This window comes from Stenotrophomonas sp. GZD-301 (assembly GCF_049310345.1).
GTDB lineage: Bacteria > Pseudomonadota > Gammaproteobacteria > Xanthomonadales > Xanthomonadaceae > Stenotrophomonas.
The window spans coordinates 15,609-40,181 of record NZ_JBMOWY010000037.1; the positions used below are offsets into that span (position 1 = coordinate 15,609).

The 24,573-nt window shown below is 68.7% G+C and carries 20 protein-coding genes; 6 read left to right on the forward strand and 14 right to left on the reverse strand.

What is annotated here, in order from left to right; genetic code table 11:
• Positions 1-72 precede the first annotated feature (72 nt).
• Positions 73-429, forward strand: coding sequence for a hypothetical protein (locus ACO6VK_RS09890; RefSeq protein WP_422506693.1), 357 nt, complete (start codon positions 73-75; stop codon positions 427-429).
• Between the two features lie 14 nt (positions 430-443).
• Here the strand turns inward: ACO6VK_RS09890 and ACO6VK_RS09895 are convergent, their stop codons facing one another.
• The 4 genes from ACO6VK_RS09895 to ACO6VK_RS09910 all read right to left on the reverse strand — a co-directional run bounded on the left by ACO6VK_RS09895 (position 444) and on the right by ACO6VK_RS09910 (position 5,576).
• Positions 444-1,082, reverse strand: a complete 639-nt coding sequence (locus tag ACO6VK_RS09895) for a M23 family metallopeptidase (protein ID WP_422506694.1) — start codon at positions 1,080-1,082, stop codon at positions 444-446.
• Positions 1,083-1,085: 3 nt separating this feature from the next.
• Complete coding sequence (locus ACO6VK_RS09900) at positions 1,086-2,051, reverse strand: L,D-transpeptidase family protein (RefSeq protein WP_422506695.1); 966 nt, start codon at positions 2,049-2,051, stop codon at positions 1,086-1,088.
• An 84-nt stretch (positions 2,052-2,135) separates the two neighbouring features.
• Positions 2,136-3,356 (reverse strand): multifunctional CCA addition/repair protein, encoded by a 1,221-nt coding sequence (locus ACO6VK_RS09905; RefSeq protein ID WP_422506696.1) that lies wholly within the window; start codon positions 3,354-3,356, stop codon positions 2,136-2,138.
• A 255-nt stretch (positions 3,357-3,611) separates the two neighbouring features.
• Positions 3,612-5,576, reverse strand: a complete 1,965-nt coding sequence (locus ACO6VK_RS09910) for a transglycosylase SLT domain-containing protein (RefSeq protein WP_422506697.1) — start codon at positions 5,574-5,576, stop codon at positions 3,612-3,614.
• 629 nt (positions 5,577-6,205) lie between these two features.
• Here ACO6VK_RS09910 and ACO6VK_RS09915 point away from each other — a divergent pair.
• Positions 6,206-9,079: a TonB-dependent receptor gene (locus tag ACO6VK_RS09915; protein WP_422506698.1), complete on the forward strand. Its 2,874-nt coding sequence runs from the start codon at positions 6,206-6,208 to the stop codon at positions 9,077-9,079.
• A 179-nt stretch (positions 9,080-9,258) separates the two neighbouring features.
• Positions 9,259-9,885, forward strand: a complete 627-nt coding sequence (locus ACO6VK_RS09920) for a LysE family translocator (RefSeq protein WP_422506699.1) — start codon at positions 9,259-9,261, stop codon at positions 9,883-9,885.
• Positions 9,886-9,931: 46 nt separating this feature from the next.
• Here ACO6VK_RS09920 and ACO6VK_RS09925 read toward each other — a convergent pair whose 3' ends face one another.
• Positions 9,932-10,549 (reverse strand): M23 family metallopeptidase, encoded by a 618-nt coding sequence (locus ACO6VK_RS09925; protein ID WP_422506700.1) that lies wholly within the window; start codon positions 10,547-10,549, stop codon positions 9,932-9,934.
• 138 nt (positions 10,550-10,687) lie between these two features.
• The gene (gene fhuE / locus ACO6VK_RS09930; protein WP_422506701.1) at positions 10,688-12,859 is read right to left on the reverse strand and encodes a ferric-rhodotorulic acid/ferric-coprogen receptor FhuE; all 2,172 of its coding nucleotides are present in this window, start codon (positions 12,857-12,859) and stop codon (positions 10,688-10,690) included.
• Between the two features lie 281 nt (positions 12,860-13,140).
• Between fhuE and ACO6VK_RS09935 the strand changes: the two genes are divergently transcribed.
• Both ACO6VK_RS09935 and ACO6VK_RS09940 read left to right on the forward strand, forming a co-directional pair.
• Complete coding sequence (locus tag ACO6VK_RS09935) at positions 13,141-13,620, forward strand: VOC family protein (protein ID WP_422506702.1); 480 nt, start codon at positions 13,141-13,143, stop codon at positions 13,618-13,620.
• Between the two features lie 57 nt (positions 13,621-13,677).
• Positions 13,678-14,166 (forward strand): LuxR family transcriptional regulator, encoded by a 489-nt coding sequence (locus ACO6VK_RS09940; RefSeq protein ID WP_422506703.1) that lies wholly within the window; start codon positions 13,678-13,680, stop codon positions 14,164-14,166.
• A gap of 8 nt (positions 14,167-14,174) precedes the next feature.
• Here the strand turns inward: ACO6VK_RS09940 and ACO6VK_RS09945 are convergent, their stop codons facing one another.
• Positions 14,175-14,660 (reverse strand): Lrp/AsnC family transcriptional regulator, encoded by a 486-nt coding sequence (locus ACO6VK_RS09945; RefSeq protein WP_422506704.1) that lies wholly within the window; start codon positions 14,658-14,660, stop codon positions 14,175-14,177.
• A gap of 58 nt (positions 14,661-14,718) precedes the next feature.
• On the opposite strand from ACO6VK_RS09945, the gene ACO6VK_RS09950 reads away from it, so the two are divergent.
• A complete protein-coding gene (locus ACO6VK_RS09950) occupies positions 14,719-15,597 on the forward strand; it encodes an EamA family transporter (protein WP_422506705.1) in 879 nt (292 codons plus the stop codon).
• A 253-nt stretch (positions 15,598-15,850) separates the two neighbouring features.
• Here ACO6VK_RS09950 and betA read toward each other — a convergent pair whose 3' ends face one another.
• From betA to ACO6VK_RS09985, 7 genes are all read right to left on the reverse strand, one after another.
• Complete coding sequence (gene betA / locus ACO6VK_RS09955) at positions 15,851-17,539, reverse strand: choline dehydrogenase (RefSeq protein ID WP_422506706.1); 1,689 nt, start codon at positions 17,537-17,539, stop codon at positions 15,851-15,853.
• A 25-nt stretch (positions 17,540-17,564) separates the two neighbouring features.
• Positions 17,565-19,037 (reverse strand): betaine-aldehyde dehydrogenase, encoded by a 1,473-nt coding sequence (betB, locus tag ACO6VK_RS09960; RefSeq protein ID WP_422506707.1) that lies wholly within the window; start codon positions 19,035-19,037, stop codon positions 17,565-17,567.
• Between the two features lie 36 nt (positions 19,038-19,073).
• The gene (gene betT / locus ACO6VK_RS09965; RefSeq protein WP_422506708.1) at positions 19,074-21,053 is read right to left on the reverse strand and encodes a choline BCCT transporter BetT; all 1,980 of its coding nucleotides are present in this window, start codon (positions 21,051-21,053) and stop codon (positions 19,074-19,076) included.
• Positions 21,054-21,160: 107 nt separating this feature from the next.
• Positions 21,161-21,928, reverse strand: coding sequence for an endonuclease/exonuclease/phosphatase family protein (locus ACO6VK_RS09970; RefSeq protein ID WP_422506709.1), 768 nt, complete (start codon positions 21,926-21,928; stop codon positions 21,161-21,163).
• Between the two features lie 23 nt (positions 21,929-21,951).
• The gene (locus tag ACO6VK_RS09975) at positions 21,952-22,782 is read right to left on the reverse strand and encodes a thiol:disulfide interchange protein DsbA/DsbL (protein WP_422506710.1); all 831 of its coding nucleotides are present in this window, start codon (positions 22,780-22,782) and stop codon (positions 21,952-21,954) included.
• Positions 22,783-22,903: 121 nt separating this feature from the next.
• Entirely contained in the window at positions 22,904-23,548 is a 645-nt protein-coding gene (locus tag ACO6VK_RS09980; protein ID WP_422506711.1) for a thiol:disulfide interchange protein DsbA/DsbL, read from the reverse strand.
• A gap of 151 nt (positions 23,549-23,699) precedes the next feature.
• Positions 23,700-24,497, reverse strand: a complete 798-nt coding sequence (locus ACO6VK_RS09985) for a c-type cytochrome (protein ID WP_422506712.1) — start codon at positions 24,495-24,497, stop codon at positions 23,700-23,702.
• Positions 24,498-24,573 lie beyond the last annotated feature (76 nt).

Here is a 24,573-nt window from a genome sequence, read left to right on the forward strand (position 1 = left end):
CGTGCGACCCGCACCGGCTAAGCTCGGTGCGGATCGATACAGGAGCACGTGGATGCAGGACCGGGACGCCCGATGACGCCGTTGCAGCACACCGCCGATGCACTGTACCGGCAGGGCAGCCCCACCGATGCGGTCGATGCGCGTGTGGCCGACCTGTGCGGCGTTGCGTCCCTCGCGGAGGCGCAGTGTCTGCTGCCCGCGTTGGAGACCGAGGCCGATGCGCTCGACTGGCCGCGCGACCGCGACTATGCGGCGCTGGCACTGCAGCAGGCGGCACCGGCGGCGGTTCCCGAGGTGGCGCGGCTGATGCTGCGCTGCGCGCTGTCACGGGCGCGCTGGTGCGCGTCGTGCGCGACCTCCGGTGCCGAAGGCCTGGCGCGCTCGCAGCATGTGGCCGAACTGGAGGCTGCGCTCGCCGCCTGTGGCTGAGCAGGCAAGGCGGCTCAGTCCAGCGCGGCGCCACCCCGCAGCACGGGATAGGGGTTGAGCGACTCGCCCTTCCACCACTGACGCTCCGCGCCCAGGCGGTGGATCTCGAAGTGCAGGTGCGGTGCGTCCGGCGACGCATTGCCGGTACTGCCCACATAGCCGATCACCTCGCCGCGTTTGATCGCCTTCTTCTCGACGATGCCATCGGCATAGCGCTGCAGGTGCGCGTAGTAGTAGCAGTAGCGCCCGCTCGGCTCGAACTGGTACAGCGTGAGCCCCCCGCGCTCGCTGTCGAACAGCTTTTCCACCGTGCCATCGGCCACCGCCAGCACCGGCGTGCCGGCCGGGGCGAGGATGTCGATGGCATCGTGCACGCGGCCTTCGCTGCGCGCATCGGTGAAGGTGTCCTGCAGCTGTGTGGCGGCGATGCCCTGCACCGGCAGCAGCAGAGTGCCGGCCGGTGCGGGCGGTGCGGGTGCGGAGGTTGTCGGCGCGGAGACTGCCGATGGCGCGACAGGCGCGACCGCCGCGTTCAAAGGCGCAGGTGCGGGCGGCGTTGCCGCCGCCCCGGCCGGTGCGGCACGCGGCGCCAGCAGCCACACACCGACCACGCCGATCACCAGTCCCACCGCCAGCAGCAGTCCGGTCTTCATCGTCTACTCCTGCATCACCACCGGCACCGACGCATCCACCGCGTCGGCGACCTGCAGTGCATCCCAGTTGGTCATGCGCACGCAGCCATGCGATTCGGTCTTGCCCACGTGCCCCGGCTCGGGCGTGCCGTGCAGGCCGTAATGCGGCTTGGAGATGTCGATCCAGACCCGCCCCACCGGATTGTTCGGGCCCGGCGGCAGCGTCGCCTTGCCTTCACCCTTGCGCGCATCCCAGAACAGTTTGGGGTTGTAGTGGAAGGTCGGATCGCGCGAGATGCCGAGGATCTTCCAGGTACCGATCGGCAGTGGATCATGCCGGCTGCCCGACGATACCGGGAACTGCGCGTAGACCTTGCCCTGCGCATCGAACAGCCGCAGCGTCGACTCGGATTTGTCGATCACCAGCCTGGCTGCCTTCGGCAGAGTCGACGGGGCGATGTTCGGTACCTGGATCGCCGTGCCGGCCCTGCTGAAATCGACACCGGGATTGAGCGTGCGCAGCAGCACCGGATCGGCATGGAAGCGCTCGCCGAGCGCCTCTTCCACGGAGGCGAAGCCCAGCGCTTTCAGCTTGGCCTGCGCGGACGGGGTTTTGGGGATGGGCTGGAATGGACCGGCCACATCCTCGGAGGTCAACGTGTAGCGCGCCAGCACTTCCACGCGATCGGCCTGCAGCGCCTGCCAGGTGGCGTCATCCAGCTCGCCGGTCACCTTCAGGTCGTGGGCGGCCTGGAAACCGGACACCGCGCGTTTCTGGTTGGAGCCGGGCAGGCCATCGATCTGGCCAGGCGAGAAATGCGCGCGGTCGAGCAGCACCTGTGCATGCAGGTCCGAGCGCGGCCCGGTCGGCACCGACGCGGTGTCGGCAATGGGCGTGGGCAGGGCCGGGGTCTGCGCGATGGCCGGCGCGGCGCTCGCCAGGGCCGCGCACAGGGCCATCGGAAGCAGGGCAGGCAGGCATCGGATCATCGGCTACTCCAGCGGGAACGTGCCCCCACCATGCCCGACTGCGCTGCGCACCCTGCGTGAAACGGCTGACTGCCGGATGAGCGGTCAGCGTGCGGCGCTGATCGCCTTGATGCGGGCCTTGGCCAGCGCCTCGCCGATGGCGGGGCCGGTGAGGCCCTGCGTATCCAGATCGCGCGCCTGCACGGCCAGGGCGGCCTGGTGCAGCCGCGTGAGCGTGGCGCCCTGCGGGTAGTCGCTGTCCTCGAAGCCCAGCCGCCCGCGCTTGTCGGCCTCGCAGCACAGCGCGATCCGTGCGATGCGCTCGGGGCGGCGGAAGCCATCGCAGCGCGACAGCAGCTCGAGCACGGTGGCATCGCGCAGTTCGTCGATGCGGTGCACGTTGAGGTGATCGCGGCACACCGCTTCGGCAAGCTGGCGGTGTTCCAGCGGAATCTTCAGCCGGTCGCACAGCGCTCGCAGCGGGGCCAGGCCACGCTGCTCGTGCATGATGTGGCGCGGCCATTCCTCGCGCGGCGTGAGGCCCTTGCCGAGGTCGTGGGTGAGCGCGGCGAAGCCGACCAGGTCATCGCCCGGGGCCAGGCGTGCGGCCATGTCGCTGACCATTTCCTGGTGCACGCCGGTGTCCACTTCGGGATGGAACTCGGCGCGCTGCGGCACCCCGTACAACGCCTCCAGCTCGGGCAGGATCGGGCCGAGCGCGTGCGCATCGTGCAGGGTGCGCAGGAACGCCGAGGGACGGTTCGAGCCCAGCACGCGGCGCAGCTCCTGCCAGACCCGTTCGGGCACCAGCGTGTCGAGTTCGCCGCTCCCGGCGATCTGCCGCATCAGCGCCATCGTCTCGTCGGCCACGGTGAACCCCAGCGGTGCGAAGCGCGCCATGAAGCGTGCCGCGCGCAGCACACGCAACGGGTCTTCGACGAACGCCGGGCCGACGTGACGCAGCACGCGCTGCTCGATGTCGCGCAGGCCGCCATAGGGATCGACCAGCTCGCCGGTGGCCTCGTCGCAGGCGATCGCGTTGATGGTGAAGTCGCGGCGCAGCAGGTCGTCTTCCAGCGTCACCGACGGATCGGCATCCACCACGAAGCCGCGATAGCCGCGGCCGGACTTGCGTTCGGTGCGGGCCAGCGCATATTCCTCGCCCGTGTCCGGGTGCAGGAACACCGGGAAATCCTTGCCCACGGCCTTGTAGCCGAGCGCCTCCATGTCGGGCTGGGTAGCCCCGACCACCACCCAGTCACGGTCGCCGGGCGGATGCTGCAGCAGGCGGTCGCGTACCGCGCCGCCGACAAGATAGATCTTCATGCGGGCAATGATGCCACGGCCTTCCCGTAGGCGGTCGTTGCGGCTCCCGGTGGGTTGGTGCCGACCGGACCGGTAGAGCCGACCGGACCGGGTAGAGCCGACCAACCGGGTAGAGCCGACTGTTAGTCGGCTAACGCGCGCAGCGCGCCCGCGTTTGCCGCAAAGAGCAGCCGACTAACAGTCGGCTCTACCCCGTCGGCTCTACCGGCTGGGTCCGCGCGACCCACCCGATCAGCGCCACCTGCTCCGCCAGGATCAGTCGCCGCCCTTGTCGGCGTTGGCCGCGCACGTGAAGCTCTTGCGCTTGGCCTGCAGACGGCCGTTCATGCGGTCGCTGACCGGCAGCGCATCGCCGTTGAGGCGCCAGTCGTAGATCACGCTGAAGGCCAGGATGCGGGCCACGTACTCGCGGGTTTCCTTGTAGCTGATGGTCTCGATCCAGATGTCCGGATCAAAGCCCGGGCGCTGTGTCTGCCAGCGTGCGGTCGGCGTGGGGCCGGCGTTGTAGGCGGCGATGGTGACGTAGGGCAGGCCCTGATACTTGTCCATCAGCTGCCGCAGGTAGGCGGTGCCGATGGCGATGTTGGTGTCCGGGTCGTACAGGCTGGCCGCGCCGCCGTAGTTGGCCAGGCCGATCGACTTGGCCACGCTGGCGCCGGTGGTGGGCAGCACCTGCATCAGGCCCATCGCGTTGGCCGGCGAGCGCGCCTTCGGGTTGAAGATGCTCTCCGCGCGGATTTCCGCCGCCACCCAGGCCGGGTCGATGGCGTTGCGCAGCGATTCGCGGCGGATGGCGTCGTCGTGGTGGAGTGGGAAGCGCAGCGAGTACAGGCGTTGTTCGTCCGGGGTCTTGCCGAGCGAGAACACCGCGCGGTCGAACCAGCCGTTGTCGCGTGCCACTTCCACCGCGATGCGGCGCTGCGTGGTGTCGTAGCGGCTCAGCGCATCGTTCCACTCGGCCACGGCCCAGCCGCTGCGTTCGATCTTGAACAGCTCCATCGCGCGCACGATGGCCGGGTCGCGTGCGACCGCCGCCTGTGCCTGCTTGCTGTCGTTGGGTTCCCACGGGCACAGCGTGTAGGGCTGGCCGAGCTGGTCGGCGGCAAGGAAGCCGTGGAAGGTGGCGGCGCGTGCGGCCTCGCGGTAGACCGCCTGGGCCTCGCTGCGCTTGCCGGTTTTCTCCAGCATGCGCGCTTCGAAATAGCGCCAGCGCGAGTCGTTGCGCTGGGTGCTGCCCATCTTGCGGATGGCGGTCAGCGCCTGCGGCCAGTCGCCGCGCGACAGCGCTTCGCGCGCGCGCCATTCGTGCAGTCGTTCGTCATAGGCCGCGTCGGGCACGGCGTTGAGCCGGCGCGCGGAGTCGGGTCCGTACGAGGCCACCGTCCACAGCGCGATCTGATACAGCACCTGGGCCTGCTGGGCAGGGCTGAGCTGCAGCGCGCTGGCGTACTGCGGCAACTGCTGCTCGGTCGCGTCCGGGTCGGCCTTGGCCAGCTTGGCCAGGCCATCGGTGGCGATGCGCTGGCTGCGCGCTGTGCGCGGCCAGTTCAACGCGCTGGCAGTGGGCTTGTCGACGAACGCGGCGTAGGTGTTGGCCAGCGCCAGATCGGCGGCCGGCAACCCACGTGCGGCACTGCGCATCACTGCCGGCTGGCCTTCATCGGCCGCCGCGTCGATGCGCGCCCAGCGCAGCTCCGCGCTCAGCCCACCCTTGGCGTCGAGCACGGCAAACACGGGATCGCAGGCGTCCGGCAGGGATTTGCCGGTGCTGCGCCAGATCGCCTGGGCCTCGGTGGTCCACTGGGCGTCGGCCTTGCCGGTGGCCTGGCGCGCGTTGAGCTGGGCACAGCGCAGGCCGACGTTGTCGGTGGGCACCCAGTTGGCCAGCAGGGTCGGCCAGTCCTGGCGCCGGGCCACGGCGGGCAGCCATACGCTGCGGAAGCTCGATGCCACGGCCTGCCCGTTGTAGCGCTTGAGGAAGTCCTGCGCCTGCGCGTTGCCCACGGTATCGATGGTGCGGCGCAGGTTGGCGTACTCGAGCCAGCCGTACAGCGGATGGCGGCTGAGCGCGGCCGCCTGGGCCGGGTCGTACTGGCCGCGCTCGGCGTTGTCGATGGCGGCCTTGAGCTGCGCGCGCTGGGCATCGAGCGACTGCGCGCCGGCATCGGTGGCGGCCGCCAGGGCGAGCGTACCGAGGAAAAAGAGGGGAAGTCGATTCATCGCCAAAGCATAACGGCGCGGTGTGAAGGGCGGTACGCGTCAACCGACTCGAACATGAACGACGGCCGGCACACGATCCGCCAGCGCCAGCGCGGACGCCGTATCGGCCGTGTGCAACCGGCCCGCCTGAAGGAGCCGCGCAGGGTCTTCATCGCAGCGAGGAATGCCGGACCACGGGTCGACATCAATGTCGCGCCGCGTACGACCATTCCCGCCGCCGCCGATCGTCCAGGCGCGCCTGCTCGACCAGGCCCGGGCGCACCGGCAACCTGCCGAACTGCGCATCGCGACCGATCCAAGGGCCGGATACGAAGTCATGGCGCCGTGGCTGGCTGCGGCCAACACCCCCCGGATGGACCGTAGCGCCTTGGTCCAACCGCACCGGGCGAATCCTCCCGCTCACCGCGGATGCCCTTGGAAACAAGGGCATTCTGCAGGTGTGGGTGGTGTGGACCGTCGGTGTCGCAACAGGTGGCTTACGACACCACGCCCTGTTCGGATTTGTCGAAGCGACGTGAAAGCGGGGTCGTCGTCACGTCGTGACATTTACAGGTTGTTTACAAAGGAGACACTGCCGTCAGCAGGGGGCGACGGCGGTCCAGCCCAACATTCCTTTGGAGAGAGAGCGAATGAACGACCTGCATCGCCGCCCGTTGGCGGTCGCTGTATCGCTGTGCCTGTTGTTGGCTGCTCCGGCGCTCGTCGCCGCGCAGGATGCACCCCGCGCCACCACCGACCTGGATCGGATCGAAGTCACCGGTACCCGCATCAAACGCGCCGAGGTGGAAGGCCAGGTGCCGGTGCAGACGCTGACCCGCGACGACATCGAACGCACCGGCTTCAACTCGATCGGCGAAGTGCTGCAGCAGCTCACCGGCTCGGGCTCGGCGCTCAACGCCAAGTTCAACTCCTCGGGCAACTTCGGCTTCCCGCCGGACGGCAGCGGTGTCGGTGCCGGCTCGGCGCAGGTGGATCTGCGCCACCTGGGCGCCAAGCGCGTGCTGGTGCTGGTCGACGGCATCCGCTGGGTCAATGAATCGTCCGCCTCGGGCGTGGGCGCGGCCACCGACCTCAACACTATTCCGCTGGCGATCGTGGAGCGCATCGAAGTCCTCGAGGACGGCGCATCGTCGCTGTACGGCTCCGATGCCATCGCCGGCGTGGTCAACATCATCACCCGCCGCCAGTTCGATGGCGCGCAGGTGACCATGAACTACGGCGAGTACAGCAAGGGCGACGGCACCCAGAAGGGCGTGGACCTGGCCTGGGGCACCAGCGGCGACCGCTACACGCTGTTCCTGGGCGCCAGCTGGACAAAACAGGACCCGGTCTATGCGATCGACCGCGAGCAGTCGCGCTTCCCGATTCCCGGTACCGGCCTGTCGTTCGGCAGCTCGGCCACGCCGACCGGGCGCTTCATCTTCACCGATCCAAACACGGGCATTACCCACGACCTCACTCCAAACAACGGCGTAACCGCGCCCACCTTCAACGGTGCCGACGGCTGTGCGCGCACCGACAGCTACCACTGCTTCGGCACGCCGGACCGGTTCAACTTCGCCGAGTACAACATGGTGCTGACGCCGTCCGAGCGCAAAGGCCTCTTCGGCCAGTTCCGCTTCGACATCACCGACAACGTGCAGTGGTACATCAAGGCGCTCGGCAACCGCCGCGAATCGACCAACCAGGCCGCGCCCGAGCCACTGTTCTTCGGCCCCGACGGCGCCACCGGCAACCCGCTGGCCGACAACATCGTCATCTCCGCGCAGAACCCGTACAACCCGTTCGGCTTCGACCTGGACTCGTCCGACAACCTGATCATGATCGGCCGCCGCCCGGTGGAGGGCGGCGCGCGCGTGTTCAAGCAGGAGGTCAACACGCAGTACTTCGCCACCGGCCTGGTCGGCCAGTTCGAGGCGGCCGAGCGCAGCTGGTTCTGGGACGTCAACGGCATGTACAGCAAGAACAAGGCCGAGCAGACCAACTACGGCAGCTACAACATCTTCAACATCAACATGGCGCTGGGCGACCCGGCCATCTGCGCGGCCACCCCGGGCTGCGTGCCGCTGAACATCTTCGGCGGCCCCGGCACCATCACCCAGGACATGCTGCGCTGGATCCAGCCGGTGGTGCGCGACCGCAGCCAGAACGAACTGAGCCTGTTCACCGCCAACCTGAGCAGCGACCTGTTCACCCTGCCGGCCGGCCCGGTGTCGTTCGCCACCGGCGTGGAGTACCGCAAGTACGAGGGCTGGTACCAGCCCGATCCGTTGACCGTGGCCGGCCACTACAACGGCGTGCCGTCCCTGCCGACCTCCGGTTCCTACGACGTCAACGAGGCCTACCTGGAGCTGAGCATCCCGATCTTCGCCAAGAGCGCGATCGGCGAGAAACTCGACCTCAGCCTGGCGGGGCGCTATTCGGACTACTCCACCTTCGGCGGCGAGTTCACCCCCAAGTACGGCCTGCGCTGGCAGGTGACCAACGACTTCGTGCTGCGCACCACCTATGCCGAAGGCTTCCGCGCGCCGTCCATCGGTGAGCTGTACGGCTCGGCCGCGCGCGCGGACCTGCAGCTGTTCGACCCGTGCTCGGTCGGCCTCGGCGGTACACCGCCGCGCGGCAGCGCCGCCAACTGCGCCGCGCTGGGCGTGCCGGCCGGCTTCCAGCAGGCCAACTCGCAGATCTCGGTGACCACCGGCGGCAACGCCGCACTCGACCCGGAAACCTCGCGCAGCTTCAGTGCCGGCTTCGTATGGAGCCCGTGGTTCGGCAGCAATGCGTCGTGGTCCGAGCGCTTCGATGTCGAAGTCACGTTCTACCGCCACACCATCGAAGGCGCGATCCAGGCGATCAACGCCCAGACCCAGCTCGACCTGTGCGTGGACACGCTGGACCCGCTGTACTGCGGCGGCATCACCCGCGCCTCCACCGGTGCGGTGAGCGGCTTCAACAACCGCCTCACCAACCTGGGCTCGATCAAGACCGACGGCTGGGACGTGGACCTGTTCTGGACGTTCCCGCAGAGCGACGTCGGCCAGTTCAAGCTGGCCTGGAAGAACACCTTCGTCGGCCGCTACGAGGCGATCGGTGCCGCCGGCCAGCGGCAGCCGCAGGAGCCGGGCGTGGAAGTGGTGGACAGCTCCATTCCCGAGTGGACCAGCAACGCCAGCCTGGTCTGGTCGCTGGGCCGCTGGAATGCGTCGTGGACGGTGCGCCACATCTCCAAGCTGACCGAGGAGTGCGGCGACGCGTCGGCGTTCCCGGTGTGCAGCAACCAGGTGGCCGGCACCAACGAGCTGGACGCGATCACCTACCACGACCTGCAGCTGGGCTACAAAGTGGATTGGCTGAAGGGCCTGCAGCTCAGCGCCGGCTTGAACAATGCGTTCGACAAGGACCCGCCGATCTGCCTGTCGTGCTCGCTCAATGGCTACGACGCCTCGACCTACGACATCCCGCGTGGCCGTTACTGGTACCTGCGCGCGGACCTGCGGTTCTGATCCAGGCCCGGACCCGGCAATGACCCACCGGGGCGCCGTCATGGCGCCCCGGTTTGTTTCCGTCACGGGCCAACCGTGTGGTGCATTCCGGCCACGCCACGCGGGCGGGCGACCACCGCCCTATCATGGCGGGGCCGCACACCGCGCGCGGCGCACTCCCTTCTTCAGCGACCGTCGTCATGAGCCTGCATACCTGGTGGATCTTTGCCGTTACCGTGTTCGTGCTGTGCGGCACGCCGGGCCCGAACATGCTGCACGTGATGACCCGCAGCGTGCGCGTCGGCTTCCGCCGCAGCATCGCCGCGATGGCCGGCTGCCTCAGTGCGCTGGTGCTGGCCCTGTGCATTTCCGCGGCGGGCCTGGGCGCGGTGCTCAAGGCCTCGCCGATGGTGTTCGACGTGCTGCGCTATGCCGGCGTGGCCTACCTGGTCTACCTGGGCATCAAGGCCTGGCGCGGCGGCGATGCACCGCTGGACGTGGGCAATCCGGCCGCGATCGCGCCGAGCTCGCGCCGCATCCTGTTCCGCGATGGCTTCATCATCGGCATCAGCAACCCCAAGCTGCTGCTGTTCGCCTCGGCGTTCCTGCCGCAGTTCGTCGACCTGGGCCAGCCGCAGCTGCCGCAGTTCGTGGTGCTGGTGAGCACCTTCGCGGTGATGGAGATGTTCTGGTACGCCGTGTACGCCGCCGGCGGCCACAGCCTGGCCGGCTACCTGGCCCGCCCGGGCCTGCGCAAGGTGTTCGACCGCGTGGTCGGCACGATCTTCATCGGGTTCGGGCTGGCGCTGCTGCGCGCACGGCCGTGAGCGGGTGCCGGCCTGCAGCCGGCACTACGGCGATGGCATGGGCCGATCAACGGCCGGATCGATCCGGGGCGGCCCACGCGCGCAGCAACGGCAGCGGATCGTACGCGCCCTCGCTGCCGTAGATGCCCCAGTGCAGGTGCGGCGGGGTGCCCTTGGCGTTGCCGCTGTCACCGACGTAGCCGAGCACGGTTCCGGCCTGCACCACCTCGCCACGGGTCAGCCCGTCGCGCCAGCCGTCCAGGTGCGCGTAGTAGTAGCGCTCGCGCGCCGGGCCGAGTATCCAGACCTGGCGGCCGCCGAGTCCGCCGTCGCGGATATCCGCCACGACGCCCGGCGTGGCGCTGGTCACCGCAGTGCCGCGCGCAGCGAAGATGTCGAGCCCGGCGTGGGTGCGGTCGCGCCCGCGCGGTGCGCCGAAGGTGTCGGCGATGCGCCGGGCGGTAACGCCCTCCACGGGGACCGGCAGTGCACGCGGTGGCGCCATCCGCGACAGCGCCCACAGGGCGCGTGGCGCCTGCGCCCACGGGCTGTTCCAGAGCATGCCCAGCAGCACGGCAACGACGGCCAGCACCAGCAGCCGCACCAGCCAGCGGCGCACGCGCCAGGCGGACGAACGATGGGTGCCTGGCGGCGGGGAGGACGGCGCGTGCGGGTCCACGGGCATCAGCGTCGGTGTCCGGCGGGATCGGGGGACAGGCTAGCAGCCACGGTGTGCACGCCGCGCACGCGTGATGCCGCCCCTGCGCAGAGAGCCGGGCAATGCCCGGCTCTCCGTGTGCTGCGTGGGTCGTGGTGTGCGCGGTCAGAACGACCAGGTGAACGTGATCGACCCGTTGCGGCCATCGCCATACGCGCCGTAGCCGTTGATCTGCGAGAAGTATTTCTTGTCCAGCAGATTGTCGAGGTTGGCCTGCACGCTGAACTCCGGCGAGATGCGGTAGCGCACGAACGCACTGACCAGCGCGTACGCATCCTGCTCGATGCGACCGTAGGCCGGCACCGGGTAGTAGATGCGGTTCTGCCAGTTCGCGCCGCCACCGACGGTGAGATCGGTCAGCGACTGCGGCGTGTAGCTGGTGAACAGCTTGATGGTGGTCTGCGGCAGGTTGGTGTTGATGTCCGCATCGTTGATGTCCTTGGCCACATAGCGCGACGCACCGAAGGTGGCATTCCAGCCCGGAGCCAGCTCGCCGTTGAGTTCCAGCTCGACACCCCGGCTCACCGTGCCGCGTGCGGCGATGTAGGCGAACTCGTTGGGGCTGCCGTCCACCGGAATGGTGGTGGCCTGGCCCACGTTGTCCTGCTCGATGCGGAACACCGCCAGCGACGCATTGAGGCGGTTGTCGAACCAGGCGCCCTTGACGCCGACTTCGTAGCTCTTGCCGTCGACCGGGTCGAGGTAGCTTCCGTTCTGCTGCTTGAGCGTCTGCGGCTGGAAGATCTCGGTGTAGGCGGCGTACGTGCTCCAGGTGTCGTTGAGGTCATAGACCAGGCCGGCATACGGGGTGGTGACCGTGTGCGAGCGGTCGGCGTCTTCGCCTTCGCTCTTCCAGTCGGTGTAGCGTGCGCCGAGGATCAGCTTCAGCGGATCAGCCAGCGACAGGCGGGTGGCAGCGTACCCGGCCTTCTGGGTGATGGTGCCTCTGCTGGCCAGCGCCAGCGCGTTCCAGTTCGGTTCGGCAATGTTGCCGGTCCAGTTCAGGTAGCTGCGGAACGGGTCCCACGGACGACCCTCGCCCCCGACCTGGTAGTCGCCATAGTTGGCGTACCGGCGCTTGTTGTAGCTCAGCCCGGCCATGAACTGGTGCTCGCGGCCGAACAGCTGGAACGGGCCTTCCACGAAGCCGTCGATCGCGTCGACCTTGCGCTCGGTGTTGTAGAACCCGGCCGACGGCGAGACCCCTGCGCCGGTCACGGGATTCAGCAGCGACGCGCCCGTGGTCCAGTCGTTGTAGGCCGGGTAGAACAGCTTGTCGTCGGCCCGGGTCTCATCGTGGGTGGCGCCGACGCGGACCTTCCAGTCGTTGGCGAAGCCATGCTCCAGCGTGGCGAACGCGCGCTTGCTGGTGGTGTCCCAGTAGGTCCACTTCGCGGCGGCATTGAACGTTTCGTCGTAGCCGGTGGCGCTGCCGTCCATGAACAGCATCGGGAAGCCGCCCCAGGTCGCGCCGTTGGCCCGCTTCTGCTGGTAGTCGTAACCCACGCTCAACTGGGTGTCCGGGGTCAGGTCGGCGTCGATCACCGCATAGCCCAGCGTCTTGTGCTGGTTGTAGCGGTCCATCTGCGATTCGGTGTCCAGGTAGCTGCCAATGACGCGGGCGCGCACAGAGCCGCTCGCGTTCAACGGGGTGGTCACGTCCACGGTGGAGCGGGTGCGCCCCCAGCTGCCCACGTTCACCGACACGCTGCCGGTCAGCTCGGCGCTGTCGGCATGCTTGCGGATCAGGTTGACCGAGGCCGACGGGTTGCCCGCGCCGCTCAACAGACCGGTCGCGCCACGCACCACTTCCACGCGGTCGTACAGCGCCAGGTCCAGGCCGGAATCGCCGTAGCTCCAGTTCTGCACCATCTGCGTCGGCAGGTTGTCGAACTGGTAGCTGTCGATATAGAAACCGCGCGCGTAGAACTCGGTGCGCTCGGTGTCGGACTGGGTGCTGCTCACGCCGGTGGTGTTGGCCAGCACGTCGATGATGTCGTCGAGGTTCTGGTCCTCGATCCGCTGGTGGCTGATGATGCTGATCGACTGCGGAATCTCGCGCGGGGCCAGGTCGAAGCGGGTGCCGGCCGAGGTCCGGCGCACCGAATAGCCTTCAGCACGCTCGCCTTTGACCACCACCTTGTCCAGCGTGGTGGCGTCGGCGGCGTCCTGGGCCAGGGCGGGTGCGGTGGACAGTGCGCACAGCGCGGCGAACAGGGCCTGCGACAGACGGCGCTGGGGCAGGGGGCGGGGCATCACAATGGAAGAACGGAGCATCGGCGGTTCCAGGGCGCGGGCACGCGCAGCCGATGTCCTCGATGGCCAGGCGCTGCCCAATGGGTGGGGGTCGGTGCGGCGCGGCTGGGCTCTGGGGCAGGGCGGTGGCGGCGCGACCGATGACCGCCGTGCCTCCCTGGCGCGGACGGGGTACGCGTATGGTAATGGGAATCATTACTATCGCCAATTCAGGTATGCGGGGGGAGGCGCCCGGTCACGGCACGGGCTTAACGCCCGCCGCCGTAGCGTGGGCGCGTTTCCTCCGCAGCAGGACACTGGCCATGATTGCGCGCAACACGATCTGCCTCTGGTTCGACGGCACCGCGCTGGAGGCGGCCACTTTCTACGCCCGGACCTTCCCGGACAGCGCCGTCACCGCCGTCCACCACGCCCCGGCGGACTTCCCCTCCGGCAGGCAGGGCGACGTGCTGACCGTGGACTTCACGGTGGCCGGCATCCCCTGCATCGGCCTCAACGGCGGGCCGGCGTTCAAGCACAGCGAGGCGTTCTCGTTCCAGATCGCCACCGACGACCAGGCCGAGACCGACCGCCTGTGGGAGGCCATCGTCGGCAACGGCGGTGAGGAAAGTGCCTGCGGCTGGTGCCGCGACAAGTGGGGGCTGTCCTGGCAGATCACCCCGCGTGTGCTCAGCGAGGCAGTCACCAGCAAGGACCCGGCCGTGGCCAGGCGCGCCTTCGAGGCGATGATGACCATGCGCAAAATCGATGTGGCCCGCATCGAGGCCGCCGTGCGCGGCTAGGCGCGGCGGCCGTACCGCAGTAACCGATCATCCATGCCCACCCGAGAAGGAGAGTCCATGAAGAGGATGTTCATTGCGTGCCTGGCCGCCATCGCGTTGCAGGGCAGCCCTGCACCGGTCACCGCGGCCACGCCGGCGGCATCGCCACTGGCCGGCCGCTGGGCGATCGATGTCGCCACGCTGCCGATGCCGGCCGCGCAGCGGCCCCGGAGCGTGGTGCTGGAATTCAAGGACGCCGGAGACGGCCGGTGGACCACCCGTGCCGAGATCGTCGATCCCAAGGGCGCCACGATGACGGCGGACAGCACGCTGCCACTGGACGGCACGCCCGGCCCGATCACCGGCAACTACGGTGCAGACGTCGCCTCGCTGAGCATGCCGGCGCCGAACGTGCTGGTGATGCAGCTGGTCGACCACGGCACGCCGGCCTCCACCCGCATCTACACGGTGGCAGGGGATCGCAACCGGATGACTGAATCCAAGGCGTTCTTCGGCCAGGATGGCAAACCGATCCTGATGACCATCCACTTCACGCGGGTGCCCTGACGCCGACGCTACAGCGGTACGTCCAGGCTGCGCTTCAACGTGCTCAGCGCCACGGCCGTGCGGTAGCGCTCGATGTTGTCGTCGTTGCCGAACAGCCGTTCGCTGATCGCCTCGTACTCCTCCATCGAGGCGGCGGTGAGGATCAGCAGGAAATCGGCGTCGCCGGTGATCGCATAGCACTGCTGCACCGCCGGGTCGTCCTGCACACGGCGGCGGAACGGCGCCACGCGGTGGGGCTGCTCGCTGCTGACGCGCACCTCGACCATGATCGTCAACGGGCGGCCCACCCGGTTCTGGTCCAGCACGGCCACGTTGGCGCGGATGATGCCCGCCTCCTGCAGGCGCTTGATGCGGCGCTGCACGGCGGGGGCGGACAGGTGCACGGCCTCGGCGATCTGGCGCTGCGGCGTGGCGTTGTCGCGCTGCAGGATGGCCAGGATGGCGCGGTCGAAGTCGTCGGGGCTGTGGGCGGCGGTCATGGATGAGCGAAACATGCAGGAAGGCGCCTGCAATTGAGCCCTTGCTTCGGGCGGCGCGCAATATGCTGGCGCGATGTCGACCTCACGCTACGCTTCGCTGATCCCCGTCCTGGCCGTCCTCGGCTCGGTCACCGCCCTGTCGGTGGGCACCTCCTTTGCCAAACAGCTGTTTCCGCTGATCGGCGCGCAGGGCACCAGCGCGCTGCGCGTGGGCTTCTCGGCGCTGGTGCTGCTGGCGGTGTTCCGGCCGTGGCGCTGGACCACCACGCGTGCCGACGCCGGCGCGATCATCCGCTACGGGATCACCCTGGGCGCGATGAACCTGATGTTCTACATGGCCCTGCGCACGATCCCGTTCGGGATCGCGGTGGCCATCGAGTTCTGCGGGCCGCTGGCGGTGGCGATGTGGTCGTCGCGCCGGCCGGTGGACTTCGTCTGGGTGGGGTGCGCGCTGATCGGGCTGTTGCTGCTGCTGCCGCTGGGGCATGGCGAGCCGCTGGACCCGGTCGGTGTGCTGTTCGCGCTGGGCGCGGCGGCATGCTGGGCGATGTACATCATCTTCGGCAAACGTGCGGGCCATCTGCATGCTGGGCATACGGTGTCGCTGGGGATGTGCGTGGCCGCGCTGGTGGTGGTGCCGGTGGGCGTGGCGCATGCCGGCATGGCGCTGCTGGACCCGGCCATCCTGCTGTTTGGGCTGGGCGTGGCGATCGTGTCGAGCGCGATCCCGATGTCGCTGGAGATGATGGCGCTCAAGCGGCTGCCGAAGGAGACCTTCGGCATCCTGATCAGCATGGAGCCGGCCGTGGCCGCGCTGCTGGCGATGGGGCTGCTGGCCGAACACCTGACCCCGCTGCAGTGGACCGCAATCGGCTGCACCGTTCTGGCCTCCGTGGGCAGCACGGTGACCGCGCGGCGGCCCACCCCGCAGATTCCGGGCGCCCCGGCGTAGCGCCGGCCGCGCGCGGATTGACCGATTCCTGCGCCGACCGCGCTCGGGTTCACCGGTTCCTGTATGGATCGCGCACGGGTTCGCCGGTTCCCTGCACTGACCGCGCTCGCGCTGATCGGTTACTGCATGGGGCGCGCTCGCGCTCACCGCCTACTGCACCGGTAGAGCCGACCGTTGGTCGGCTGCTTTGCGGGGCGGGCGAGGAAAATCCCGCGCTGCGCGCGACAGCCGGCTGGAAGCCGGCTCTACAGGGCTACCCGCGGGTGGGGCCGCCCTGCCGTGCGGGGGCGTCGCCGGCGACGTAGTACGCGGCGGTGCTGCGCGGTAACGGGGCGCGGCCGCGGATGCGGTCGGCGATCTTCTCGGCGATCATGATGGTGGTGGCATTGAGGTTGCCGGTGATGATGCGCGGCATGATCGAGGCGTCCACCACGCGCAGGCCCTGCATGCCATGCACGCGGCCCTGGCCATCCACCACGCTCATCGCATCGGTGCCCATCGCGCAGGAGCACGACGGGTGGTACGCGGTTTCGGCGCGGGCGCGCACGAAGGCATCCAGCTCGGCGTCGGTCCGGCAGTCGGCACTGGGGCTGATCTCGCGCCCGCGGTACTCGTCCAGGGCCGGTTGGGCGATGATCTCGCGGGTGATGCGGATCGCATCGCGGAACTCCTGCCAGTCCTGGTCGGTGGACTGGTAGTTGAACAGGATCGAGGGATGCGCATGCGGGTCCAGCGAACGCGCATGCACGCGGCCGCGGCTGGGCGTGCGCATCGAGCCCACGTGCGCCTGGAAGCCGTGCTCCTTGACCGCATTGGTGCCGTTGTAATTGATCGCCACCGGCAGGAAGTGGTACTGGATGTTGGGCCAGTCGAAGTCTTCGCGCGTGCGGATGAACCCGCCCGCCTCGAACTGGTTGCTGGCGCCGATGCCAGTGCCGGCAAACAGCCACTCTGCGCCGATCGCCGGCTGGTTCCACCACTGCAGCGCGGGGTACAGCGACACCGGCTTTTTGCAGGCGTACTGCATGTATACCTCCAGGTGATCCTGCAGGTTCTCGCCGACGCCGGGCAGATCGTGCACCAGCGGCACGCCGAGCGAGGCCAGCAGCGCCGGTGCACCCACACCGGAACGCTGCAGGATCTGCGGCGAGGCGATCGCGCCGGCGCACAGCAGCACTTCGCGGCGTGCGTGGGCATCGATCGGCGTGGCGCTGCCGCCGGCCAGGTAGCGCACGCCCACCGCGCGCTTGCCGTCGAACAGGATGCGGTCGGTGGTGGCATGCACCACGATCTCCAGGCCGTCGCGGTCCCGCGCCATGTCCAGGTAGCCGCGTGCGGTGCTGGAGCGGCGGCCGCGCGGGGTCACGGTGCGGTCCATCGGGCCGAAGCCCTCCTGCTGATAACCGTTGAGGTCGTCGGTGCGCGGATAGCCGGCCTGTACGCCCGCCTCGACCATCGCGTGGAACAGCACGTTGTTGCCGTTCTTCGGTGTGGCCACGCTGACCGGGCCGTCGCCGCCGTGATAGTCGTTGGCGCCGATGTCGCGGGTTTCCGCCTTGCGGAAGTAGGGCAGCACGTCGTGGTAGCTCCAGTCCTCCAGGCCATCGAACGAGGCCCACTGGTCGAAGTCCAGCGCGTTGCCGCGGATGTAGCACATGCCGTTGATCAGCGAGGAGCCGCCCAGCCCCTTGCCGCGCCCGCACTCCATGCGCCGGTTGTCCATGTGCGGCTCCGGCTCGGTTTCATAGGCCCAGTTGTAGCGGCGGCCCTGCAGCGGATAGGCCAGTGCGGCCGGCATCTGGGTGCGGAAATCCAGGCGGTAGTCGGGGCCGCCGGCCTCCAGCAGCAGCACGCTGACGCCGGCGTCCTCGGTCAGGCGCGCGGCCAGCGTGTTGCCGGCCGAGCCGGCGCCGATGATGATGTAGTCGTACTCGCGCTTCATGGCGGGGTCTCCTTGTCGGGCCGGTTCAGAACACCGACGCGTAGCGGTCCAGCTCGATCTGGATGGATTTGGTGCGGGTGTAGGCGTGCAGCGTCGCCAGCCCGTTCTCGCGGCCCACGCCGGACTGCTTGTAGCCGCCCACCGGCATCTGCGCCGGCGATTCGCCCCAGCAGTTGATCCAGCAGATGCCGGCCTCGAGCTGGTGGATGAGGCGATGGGCGCGCGCGAGGTCCGGCGTCACCACGCCGGCCGCCAGCCCGTAATCGGTGTCGTTGGCGCGCTGCATGGCCTCGTCCTCGTCGTCGTAGGCCAGCAGGCTCATGACCGGCCCGAAGATCTCTTCGCGCACGATGCGCATGTCATCGCGGCAGTCGCTGAAGATGGTCGGCGCCACGTAGCAGCCCTTGCCCAATGCGCCGTCGGTGAGGCGTTCGCCGCCGCAGAGCAGCCGGGCGCCCTCGGCCTTGCCGCTCTCGATGTGGTCGAGCACGCGCTGCAGGTGTGCGGCGCTGACCAGCGGGCCGAAGGTGGTGTCGCTGGCCAGCGGATCGCCGATGCGGATGCGCGCGACGCGTTCCAGCAGCTTGGCTTCAAAGGCGGCAAGGCTGGTCCTGGGCACGAACACGCGGGTGCCGTTGGTGCACACCTGGCCGCTGCTGTAGAAGTTCGCCATCATCGCCACGTCGGCGGCGAGGTCCAGATCGGCGTCGGCGCAGACGATCAGTGGCGACTTTCCGCCGAGCTCCATCGTCACCTCTTTGAGCGTGGAGCTGGAGGCGCTGGCCATCACCTTGCGCCCGGTACTGGTGCCGCCGGTGAAGGAGATCTTCTCGATGCCGGGGTGTCCGGTCAACGCCGAACCCACGCCGGCGCCATCGCCGGGCAGTACGTTGAACACCCCGTCGGGCAGGCCGGCTTCGGTGAGGATCTCCGCCAGTTTCAATGCGGTCAGCGGCGTGACTTCGCTGGGCTTGAAGATCATCGCGTTGCCGGCGGCCAGCGCCGGGGCGGCCTTCCACAGGGCGATCTGGATCGGGTAGTTCCACGCGCCGATCGCGCCGACCACGCCCAGCGGTTCCTGCCGGGTGTAGAAGAAGCTGGTCTCGCGCAGCGGCACCTGGCTGCCTTCCAGCCCGTGCATCACGCCGGCGTAGTACTCCAGCACATCGGCGCCGGTGACGATGTCCACGGTGGTGGTTTCACTCAGCGGCTTGCCCGTGTTGCGGCTCTCCAGCTCGGCCAACGCATCGTTGCGCTCGCGCAGCAGGGCCACCGCGCGCAGCAGGATGCGCGAGCGCTCCACGGTGGTCAGCGCGGCCCAGACCTTCTGCCCGGTCCGGGCGCTTTCCACCGCGGCGTCGAGGTCGTCGCTGTTGGCGCTGTGCACGTTGGCGAGCACCTCGCCGTTGGCCGGGTCGATGACCTCGAAGGTCGTTCCGCCCTGTGACGGAACGTAGCGGCCGCCGATGTACAGCAGTTGATCGGGGAAGGTGGGCATGTCGATGACTCCTTTGCAGCGGGAGACCAGCCGAGGTCAGCGCGTGAGGTGCAGGAACTGCAGATGGCGCTCGTACTGGTCGATGATGTCGTTGATGATCTGCTGGCGGCTGTAGCCGACCAGCTCGTAGTCCTGTCCCCCTTCATAGAGGTGGACCTCGGCGCGGTAGTAGCGCTGGTTGCGGAAGCGCTGCGCGGCGAAGGACGGGGTGAGGTAACCGCGCATCACCACCTGGTAGCGGAACACCTGCTGTTCGCCGTGGTCCACCACCAGTTCCATCTGGCCGGGCTCGAAACTGGTCTGCACATCCAGGCCCTGTTCGCGCAGCTGCGCGGCCACCGCTTCGATGGCCGGGCGCACGTCGGTATCCATGAACCGGTAGACCTCGTCGCGCACCGGGAAATGCACGGCCTGGGTCAGGCGCTGGCGCCAGCCGCGCTGGTGCCGCGACTGCCCGATCAACGGGGTGGGCGAGTACTGCGAGGCCTTCTTGCGCTGGGATTCCTCGCCCAGCGCGCGGGTCAGGCCCCACAGCATCAGCAGCAGCACCACCGAGAACGGCAGCGAGGCCAGCACCACCGCCGATTTGAGCGCGTCCATGCTGCCGGCCAGCAGCAGCCCGGCGGTGACCAGCGCGGTCATCACCCCCCAGAACACCCGCAGCCAGCGCGGGCCGTCGTCTTCGGGCGCGCCGCCGTGCGAGGACAGGGTGGACAGCACCACCGTGCCGGAATCGGCGGAGGTGACGAAGAAGATGAAGCTGACGATCACCGTGACGGTGATGACCGTACGGCTCCAGGGGTAGTTGTCGAGCAGCGCGTAGAGCACGGTCGGCGGGTTGTCGACGGCCATCTGCGCCAGCTGCACCTGGTCGTGGTGCAGGATCTGGTCCAGCGCGCTGTTGCCGAAGATGGACAGCCACGCCAGGGTGAAGCCCAGCGGAATCAGCAGCACGCCCAGCACGAATTCGCGGATGGTGCGGCCGCGCGAAATGCGGGCGATGAACAGCCCCACGAACGGTGCCCAGCCGATCCACCACGCCCAGTAGAACACCGTCCAGTTGCCCAGCCAGTCCGGCCGGCCGCCGTAGGCGTAGACGTCGAAGCTCTTGCCGACCACGTTGCCCAGGTAGTCGCCCAGGTTCTGCATCAGCGTGTTGAGCAGGTACTGGGTGGGGCCGGCGAACAGCATGAACAGCAGCAGCGCGATCGCCAGCAGCATGTTGATGTCCGACATCCAGCGCACGCCCTTCTCCACGCCGGAGACCGCCACGGTGATCGCCGCGCCCATCATCAGCACGATCAGCCCGACCTGCACCCAGGCGGCATGCGGCACCGGCAGCAGCGTGTTGAGGCCGGCGTTGAGGTGCAGCACGCCGAAGCCCATGTCCGCACCAAGGCCGAACACGGTGGCCACGATGCCCAGCGCATCCACGGTGTAGCCGATCGGGCCGTTGATGCGCTTGCCGATCAGCGGATACAGCGCCGAGCGCAATGCCAGCGGCAGGTTGTGGCGGTAGGCGAAGTAGGCCAGCGCCATCGCGGCGAGCGCGAACACGCCCCAGCCGTGCAGGCCCCAGTGCAGGAACAGCAGCTGCATGGCCTGGCGCGCGCTGGCCTCGCCGCTGCCCACGCCGCCCTGCGGCGGGATCAGGTAGTGGGTGAGCGGCTCGGACACGCAGAAGAAGAACAGGGTGATGCTGATGCCGGCGGCGAACAGCATGCCGGCCCACGACAGATAGCTGAATTCCGGTTCGTCGTGGTCGGCACCGAGTTTGACGTTGCCGTAGCCGGACAGGGCCACGCCGACCACGAACACCAGGTACACCGTCATCGCCAGCAGGTAGTACCAGCCGACGTTGCGCGAGGCCCAGGTCTGCGCGTCCAGCAGCGCGACGCCCGCATCGATGGGAAATGCGGCGACCAGAATGGCGAATGCCGCCACGAGGGTGGCGGCAAGCAGGAACACGGGACGAAGCGTGCGCACCTCGGGCGGATGCGGCTCCAGGGTACTCATGAGGCGGGGGACGCTCCGATGCCTGGACGGCAGAGGGGCGATTTATCGCATACCGGGTGTGGATGCTGCGTCAGCACATCGGCCCGGCGCGTGGCCGGGCATGATCGTCAGCGCAGGGCGCTGGTGGGTACCTGCAGGTCCATGCCCACTGCCAGGTGGTCGGAAAATGCGGCCGCCACGGCTTCGGTACGCTGGATGGTCAGGCCATCGCTGACCAGGATGTGGTCGATCGCGCGCTCGGGGCGCCAGCTTGGGAACGTCGGCACCACGCAGCCCGGCGGCTGCAGCCGCGTGTGGCGGTACAGCGCCTGCATTTCCGGGCGATCGGCCACGCAGTTGAAATCGCCCATCAGCACCGCGTTGGGGTGGTCGGACAGCAGCTCGGCGATGAAGGCAAGCTGCGCCATGCGCGAGTTGGTGCCCAGCGACAGATGCGCCACCGCCACCGCGAGGCCATGTGGGCCATCACCGAATTTGGCCAGCAGTACGCCGCGCCCGCCGATGCGGCCGGGCAGGGCGTGGTCCTGGACTTCCACCGGTTCAAGCCGGCTGAGCAGGCCATTGGCGCTGGACGCCACCCCGCCCATGCGGCGGTTGGGCTGGTGGCTCCAGTAGTTGAAGCCGGCGCGCTCGGCCAGATAGTGGGTCTGGTTGGTGAAGCCCGAGCGGAGGCTGCCCGGATCGGCCTCCTGCAGGCCAACGATGTCATGGCCGCTGGCGAGCTGGGCGATGGCATCCAGGCTGCTCCGTTTGCGCCCCGCCGGCAGCGCATGTGACCAGCTGCGGGTCACATAGTCGCTGTAGCGGCGGGTGCTGGAGCCGGCCTGGATGTTGGCCGTGAGCAGGCGCAGGGTCCGCGTGTCGGGGGAAGTCACGACGGGTTCGCTGGCAGCCGGGCTCAGTTGCCCTTGGCGGCGCGTTCGCGCGCGACCAGGTGGTCGGCAATGCGCAGCATGTCCGGGAAGTTCTTGCCCTTGACCAGGTACTTGCCGTTGACGATCACCGACGGGGTGCCGGTCACGCCGCTGCGCTGCGCGAACTGCTTGGCGGCATTGGTCTTGGCGTTGACCGCGAAGCTGCTCATGGTGGCGGCGAACTGCTTCGGATCGGCACCGAAGGTGGCGTAGAACTTGGCGATGTCCTCGACCGAATCGCGGCCGCGCTCGCCCTTCAGGGTCTGCTTGGAGTGGATGGCGGCGTAGAGTTCTTCGTGGGTCTTGTCCTGCAGGCCCATGCTCTGCGCGGCGTAGAACGCACGGCCGTAGTCATCCCAGGTGTTGCCGAACATGGCCGGCACATAGACGAAGCTCACGTCGCTCGGCAGACCGGCCTTCCACGGCCCGATCAGCGGCTGGAACGCGGCGCAGGCCGGGCAGACATAGCCGAACACTTCGGCCACTTCGATCTTGCCGGTGGCCGGCTGGAACGGCTGGCCGTTCTCGATCACCACATAGTCGGTGCCGGCAACCGGTTCCGGGCCGGTCGGGCGAGCCGAGGCGGACGGCGAGGCTGCAGCGGCGCTCTCGGTGGCTGCGGCAGCCGCAGCGGTCTCGCCGGCGGCGGCCGGGGTTGCCTGTGCGTCGGCGGGAGCGGCCGGTTCGCTGGCCGGCGCCGTCGCCGGGGTGGCCGGCTCGGTCGGGGCGGCGGTGTTGGCAGTGCCATCCTGGGCCTTGCATGCGGCCAGGATCGGCAGCAGGGCCATCAACGTCAAAGCGAAACGGGTTTTCATCGAAGCATCTCCAGCGGATGAACAGGGTGGGCCGACGCGCAGCGACGGCCAGGGGAACATGATGACACGCGGTGGCTAGGCCCCCGCGTGCACGGTGCGTGACGGTTCAGCGAGCGTCGTTTCAGCGCGCTTTTTCGGTGCGGGCGCGGGCGATCAGGGCATCGGCGTTGCGCAGCATCGATTCGAACGAATCGCCCTTGACGCGGTACTTGCCGTTGATGATCAGGGTCGGGGTACCCGGCACCTTGGTGCGCAGGGCGAAGGCGCGTGCGCCCTTGACCCTGGCGTCCACCGCATCGCTCTTGAGCGCGGCGAGGTAGCGTTCCGGGGTCACGCCGTAGCCCTTGTAGAAGCCGGCCAGTTCATCGGCCGAGACGTTCTGCATCGGCAGCGAACGCTGTTCGTGCAGCGCATCGAACATGGCGCGGTGGCTGCGCTTGGCGACACCGAGCTGGTCGGCGGCGTAATAGGCACGCGCGAAGGAATCCCACACGCCACCGAAGGCCGCCGGCACCGGGGTGAAGCGGACATCCTTGGGCAGCTTGGCGGCCCAGGCTTCCAGCTGCGGTTCGAAGTGGGCGCAGTGCGGGCAGGTGTAGCCGAACATCTCCACCACTTCGACCTTGCCGGCCAGCGGCGCGAACGAACCGGCGTCGTCGATCAGCTCATAGTCCCGGCCTTCTTCCAGCGGCGCGGCCGGGGCGGCGAGGGCACTCAACGGGCTCAGGGCAAGCAGGAGCAGCATCAGGCGGGGCATCACACTCATCAACATCCATCTCCATCGGAAAAAAACGACGCCGGCCCTATCGCCGGCGTGCTGGTGAACATACCGTGCCGCCTGCGCGCGGCGCATCCGCCATCGGTCCCGGCGGTCGCCCGGGAGCGCCGAGCGGCCGCGACCTGCCGGCGGTAGGTGGTCAGGGCGCCTGCGCGGCACCGGTGTGCGGGGCCACCGCCGCGACATCGTCGGCGCGGTTGTGCAGGCCCTGCAGGTAGCTGCCCAGTGCCTGGATCTCCTGCTCGGTCAGCTGCCTGGCGATGGTGGCCATGATCTGGAAGTGCGCCTTGTCGGTTTCGTGGGTGACCCCGGCCTGGTACTCCTGCAGCCGGCGCGCGACATACGCCGCATGCTGGCCACCGATGTGCGGGTAGGCCGGGCCCGGGTTGCCGGCGCCGGTGGGACCGTGGCAGGCCATGCACGCCGGGATGCCGCGTTCGGCATCGCCACCGCGATAGAGCTGCTGGCCGATCTCGTAGAACTTCCTGCCCGCGTAGGGACCTTCGCTGACCAGGCCGTCGTCGGCAAGCCCGGCACTGGCTTTCTGCGTTGCGAAATACGCACCGATGTCGCGCATGTCCTGCGGGGTGAGGTCCTGCACGAACGGCACCATCGCCGCGGAGGCACCGGAGGTGCGCTGGCCGTTGGCGATCAGGGCCATCTGCTGGGCGACATAGCGCTCGCTCTGGCCGGCGATGCTGGGGTACATCTCCACGGTGGAATTGCCGTCGGCGGAGTGGCAGGCCGCGCAGGCGGCGGCCTTGGTCTGCCCGGCCTTGGCATCGCCCCAGGTGGTCTTGCTGAAATCGACCTCCAGCGACGCGGTCTTGATCGGCCCGTTGTCGGGCAACGGGGTCAACGAGGTCTGGGCGACCGCAACGGCGGCCAGCAGCGATACAGCGACAGCGGAAACGGCAAGAACGCGAGCGTGGCGCATGCGGAAGCTCCGTGTGGACCGGCCTGGCGGCTGCAGGGTGCAGTCGCGGGGATCGCCCGATTATCCATGCCGTTTC

Bases quoted from the DNA above. Each gene is read 5' to 3' on its own strand.
- ACO6VK_RS09890 (WP_422506693.1), top strand. From the start codon at position 73: ATGACGCCGTTGCAGCACACCGCCGATGCACTGTACCGGCAGGGCAGC.
- ACO6VK_RS09895 (WP_422506694.1), bottom strand. From the start codon at position 1,082: ATGAAGACCGGACTGCTGCTGGCGGTGGGACTGGTGATCGGCGTGGTC.
- ACO6VK_RS09900 (WP_422506695.1), bottom strand. From the start codon at position 2,051: ATGATCCGATGCCTGCCTGCCCTGCTTCCGATGGCCCTGTGCGCGGCC.
- ACO6VK_RS09905 (WP_422506696.1), bottom strand. From the start codon at position 3,356: ATGAAGATCTATCTTGTCGGCGGCGCGGTACGCGACCGCCTGCTGCAG.
- ACO6VK_RS09910 (WP_422506697.1), bottom strand. From the start codon at position 5,576: ATGAATCGACTTCCCCTCTTTTTCCTCGGTACGCTCGCCCTGGCGGCC.
- ACO6VK_RS09915 (WP_422506698.1), top strand. From the start codon at position 6,206: ATGAACGACCTGCATCGCCGCCCGTTGGCGGTCGCTGTATCGCTGTGC.
- ACO6VK_RS09920 (WP_422506699.1), top strand. From the start codon at position 9,259: ATGAGCCTGCATACCTGGTGGATCTTTGCCGTTACCGTGTTCGTGCTG.
- ACO6VK_RS09925 (WP_422506700.1), bottom strand. From the start codon at position 10,549: ATGCCCGTGGACCCGCACGCGCCGTCCTCCCCGCCGCCAGGCACCCAT.
- fhuE (WP_422506701.1), bottom strand. From the start codon at position 12,859: ATGCTCCGTTCTTCCATTGTGATGCCCCGCCCCCTGCCCCAGCGCCGT.
- ACO6VK_RS09935 (WP_422506702.1), top strand. From the start codon at position 13,141: ATGATTGCGCGCAACACGATCTGCCTCTGGTTCGACGGCACCGCGCTG.
- ACO6VK_RS09940 (WP_422506703.1), top strand. From the start codon at position 13,678: ATGAAGAGGATGTTCATTGCGTGCCTGGCCGCCATCGCGTTGCAGGGC.
- ACO6VK_RS09945 (WP_422506704.1), bottom strand. From the start codon at position 14,660: ATGTTTCGCTCATCCATGACCGCCGCCCACAGCCCCGACGACTTCGAC.
- ACO6VK_RS09950 (WP_422506705.1), top strand. From the start codon at position 14,719: ATGTCGACCTCACGCTACGCTTCGCTGATCCCCGTCCTGGCCGTCCTC.
- betA (WP_422506706.1), bottom strand. From the start codon at position 17,539: ATGAAGCGCGAGTACGACTACATCATCATCGGCGCCGGCTCGGCCGGC.
- betB (WP_422506707.1), bottom strand. From the start codon at position 19,037: ATGCCCACCTTCCCCGATCAACTGCTGTACATCGGCGGCCGCTACGTT.
- betT (WP_422506708.1), bottom strand. From the start codon at position 21,053: ATGAGTACCCTGGAGCCGCATCCGCCCGAGGTGCGCACGCTTCGTCCC.
- ACO6VK_RS09975 (WP_422506710.1), bottom strand. From the start codon at position 22,782: ATGAAAACCCGTTTCGCTTTGACGTTGATGGCCCTGCTGCCGATCCTG.
- ACO6VK_RS09980 (WP_422506711.1), bottom strand. From the start codon at position 23,548: ATGAGTGTGATGCCCCGCCTGATGCTGCTCCTGCTTGCCCTGAGCCCG.
- ACO6VK_RS09985 (WP_422506712.1), bottom strand. From the start codon at position 24,497: ATGCGCCACGCTCGCGTTCTTGCCGTTTCCGCTGTCGCTGTATCGCTG.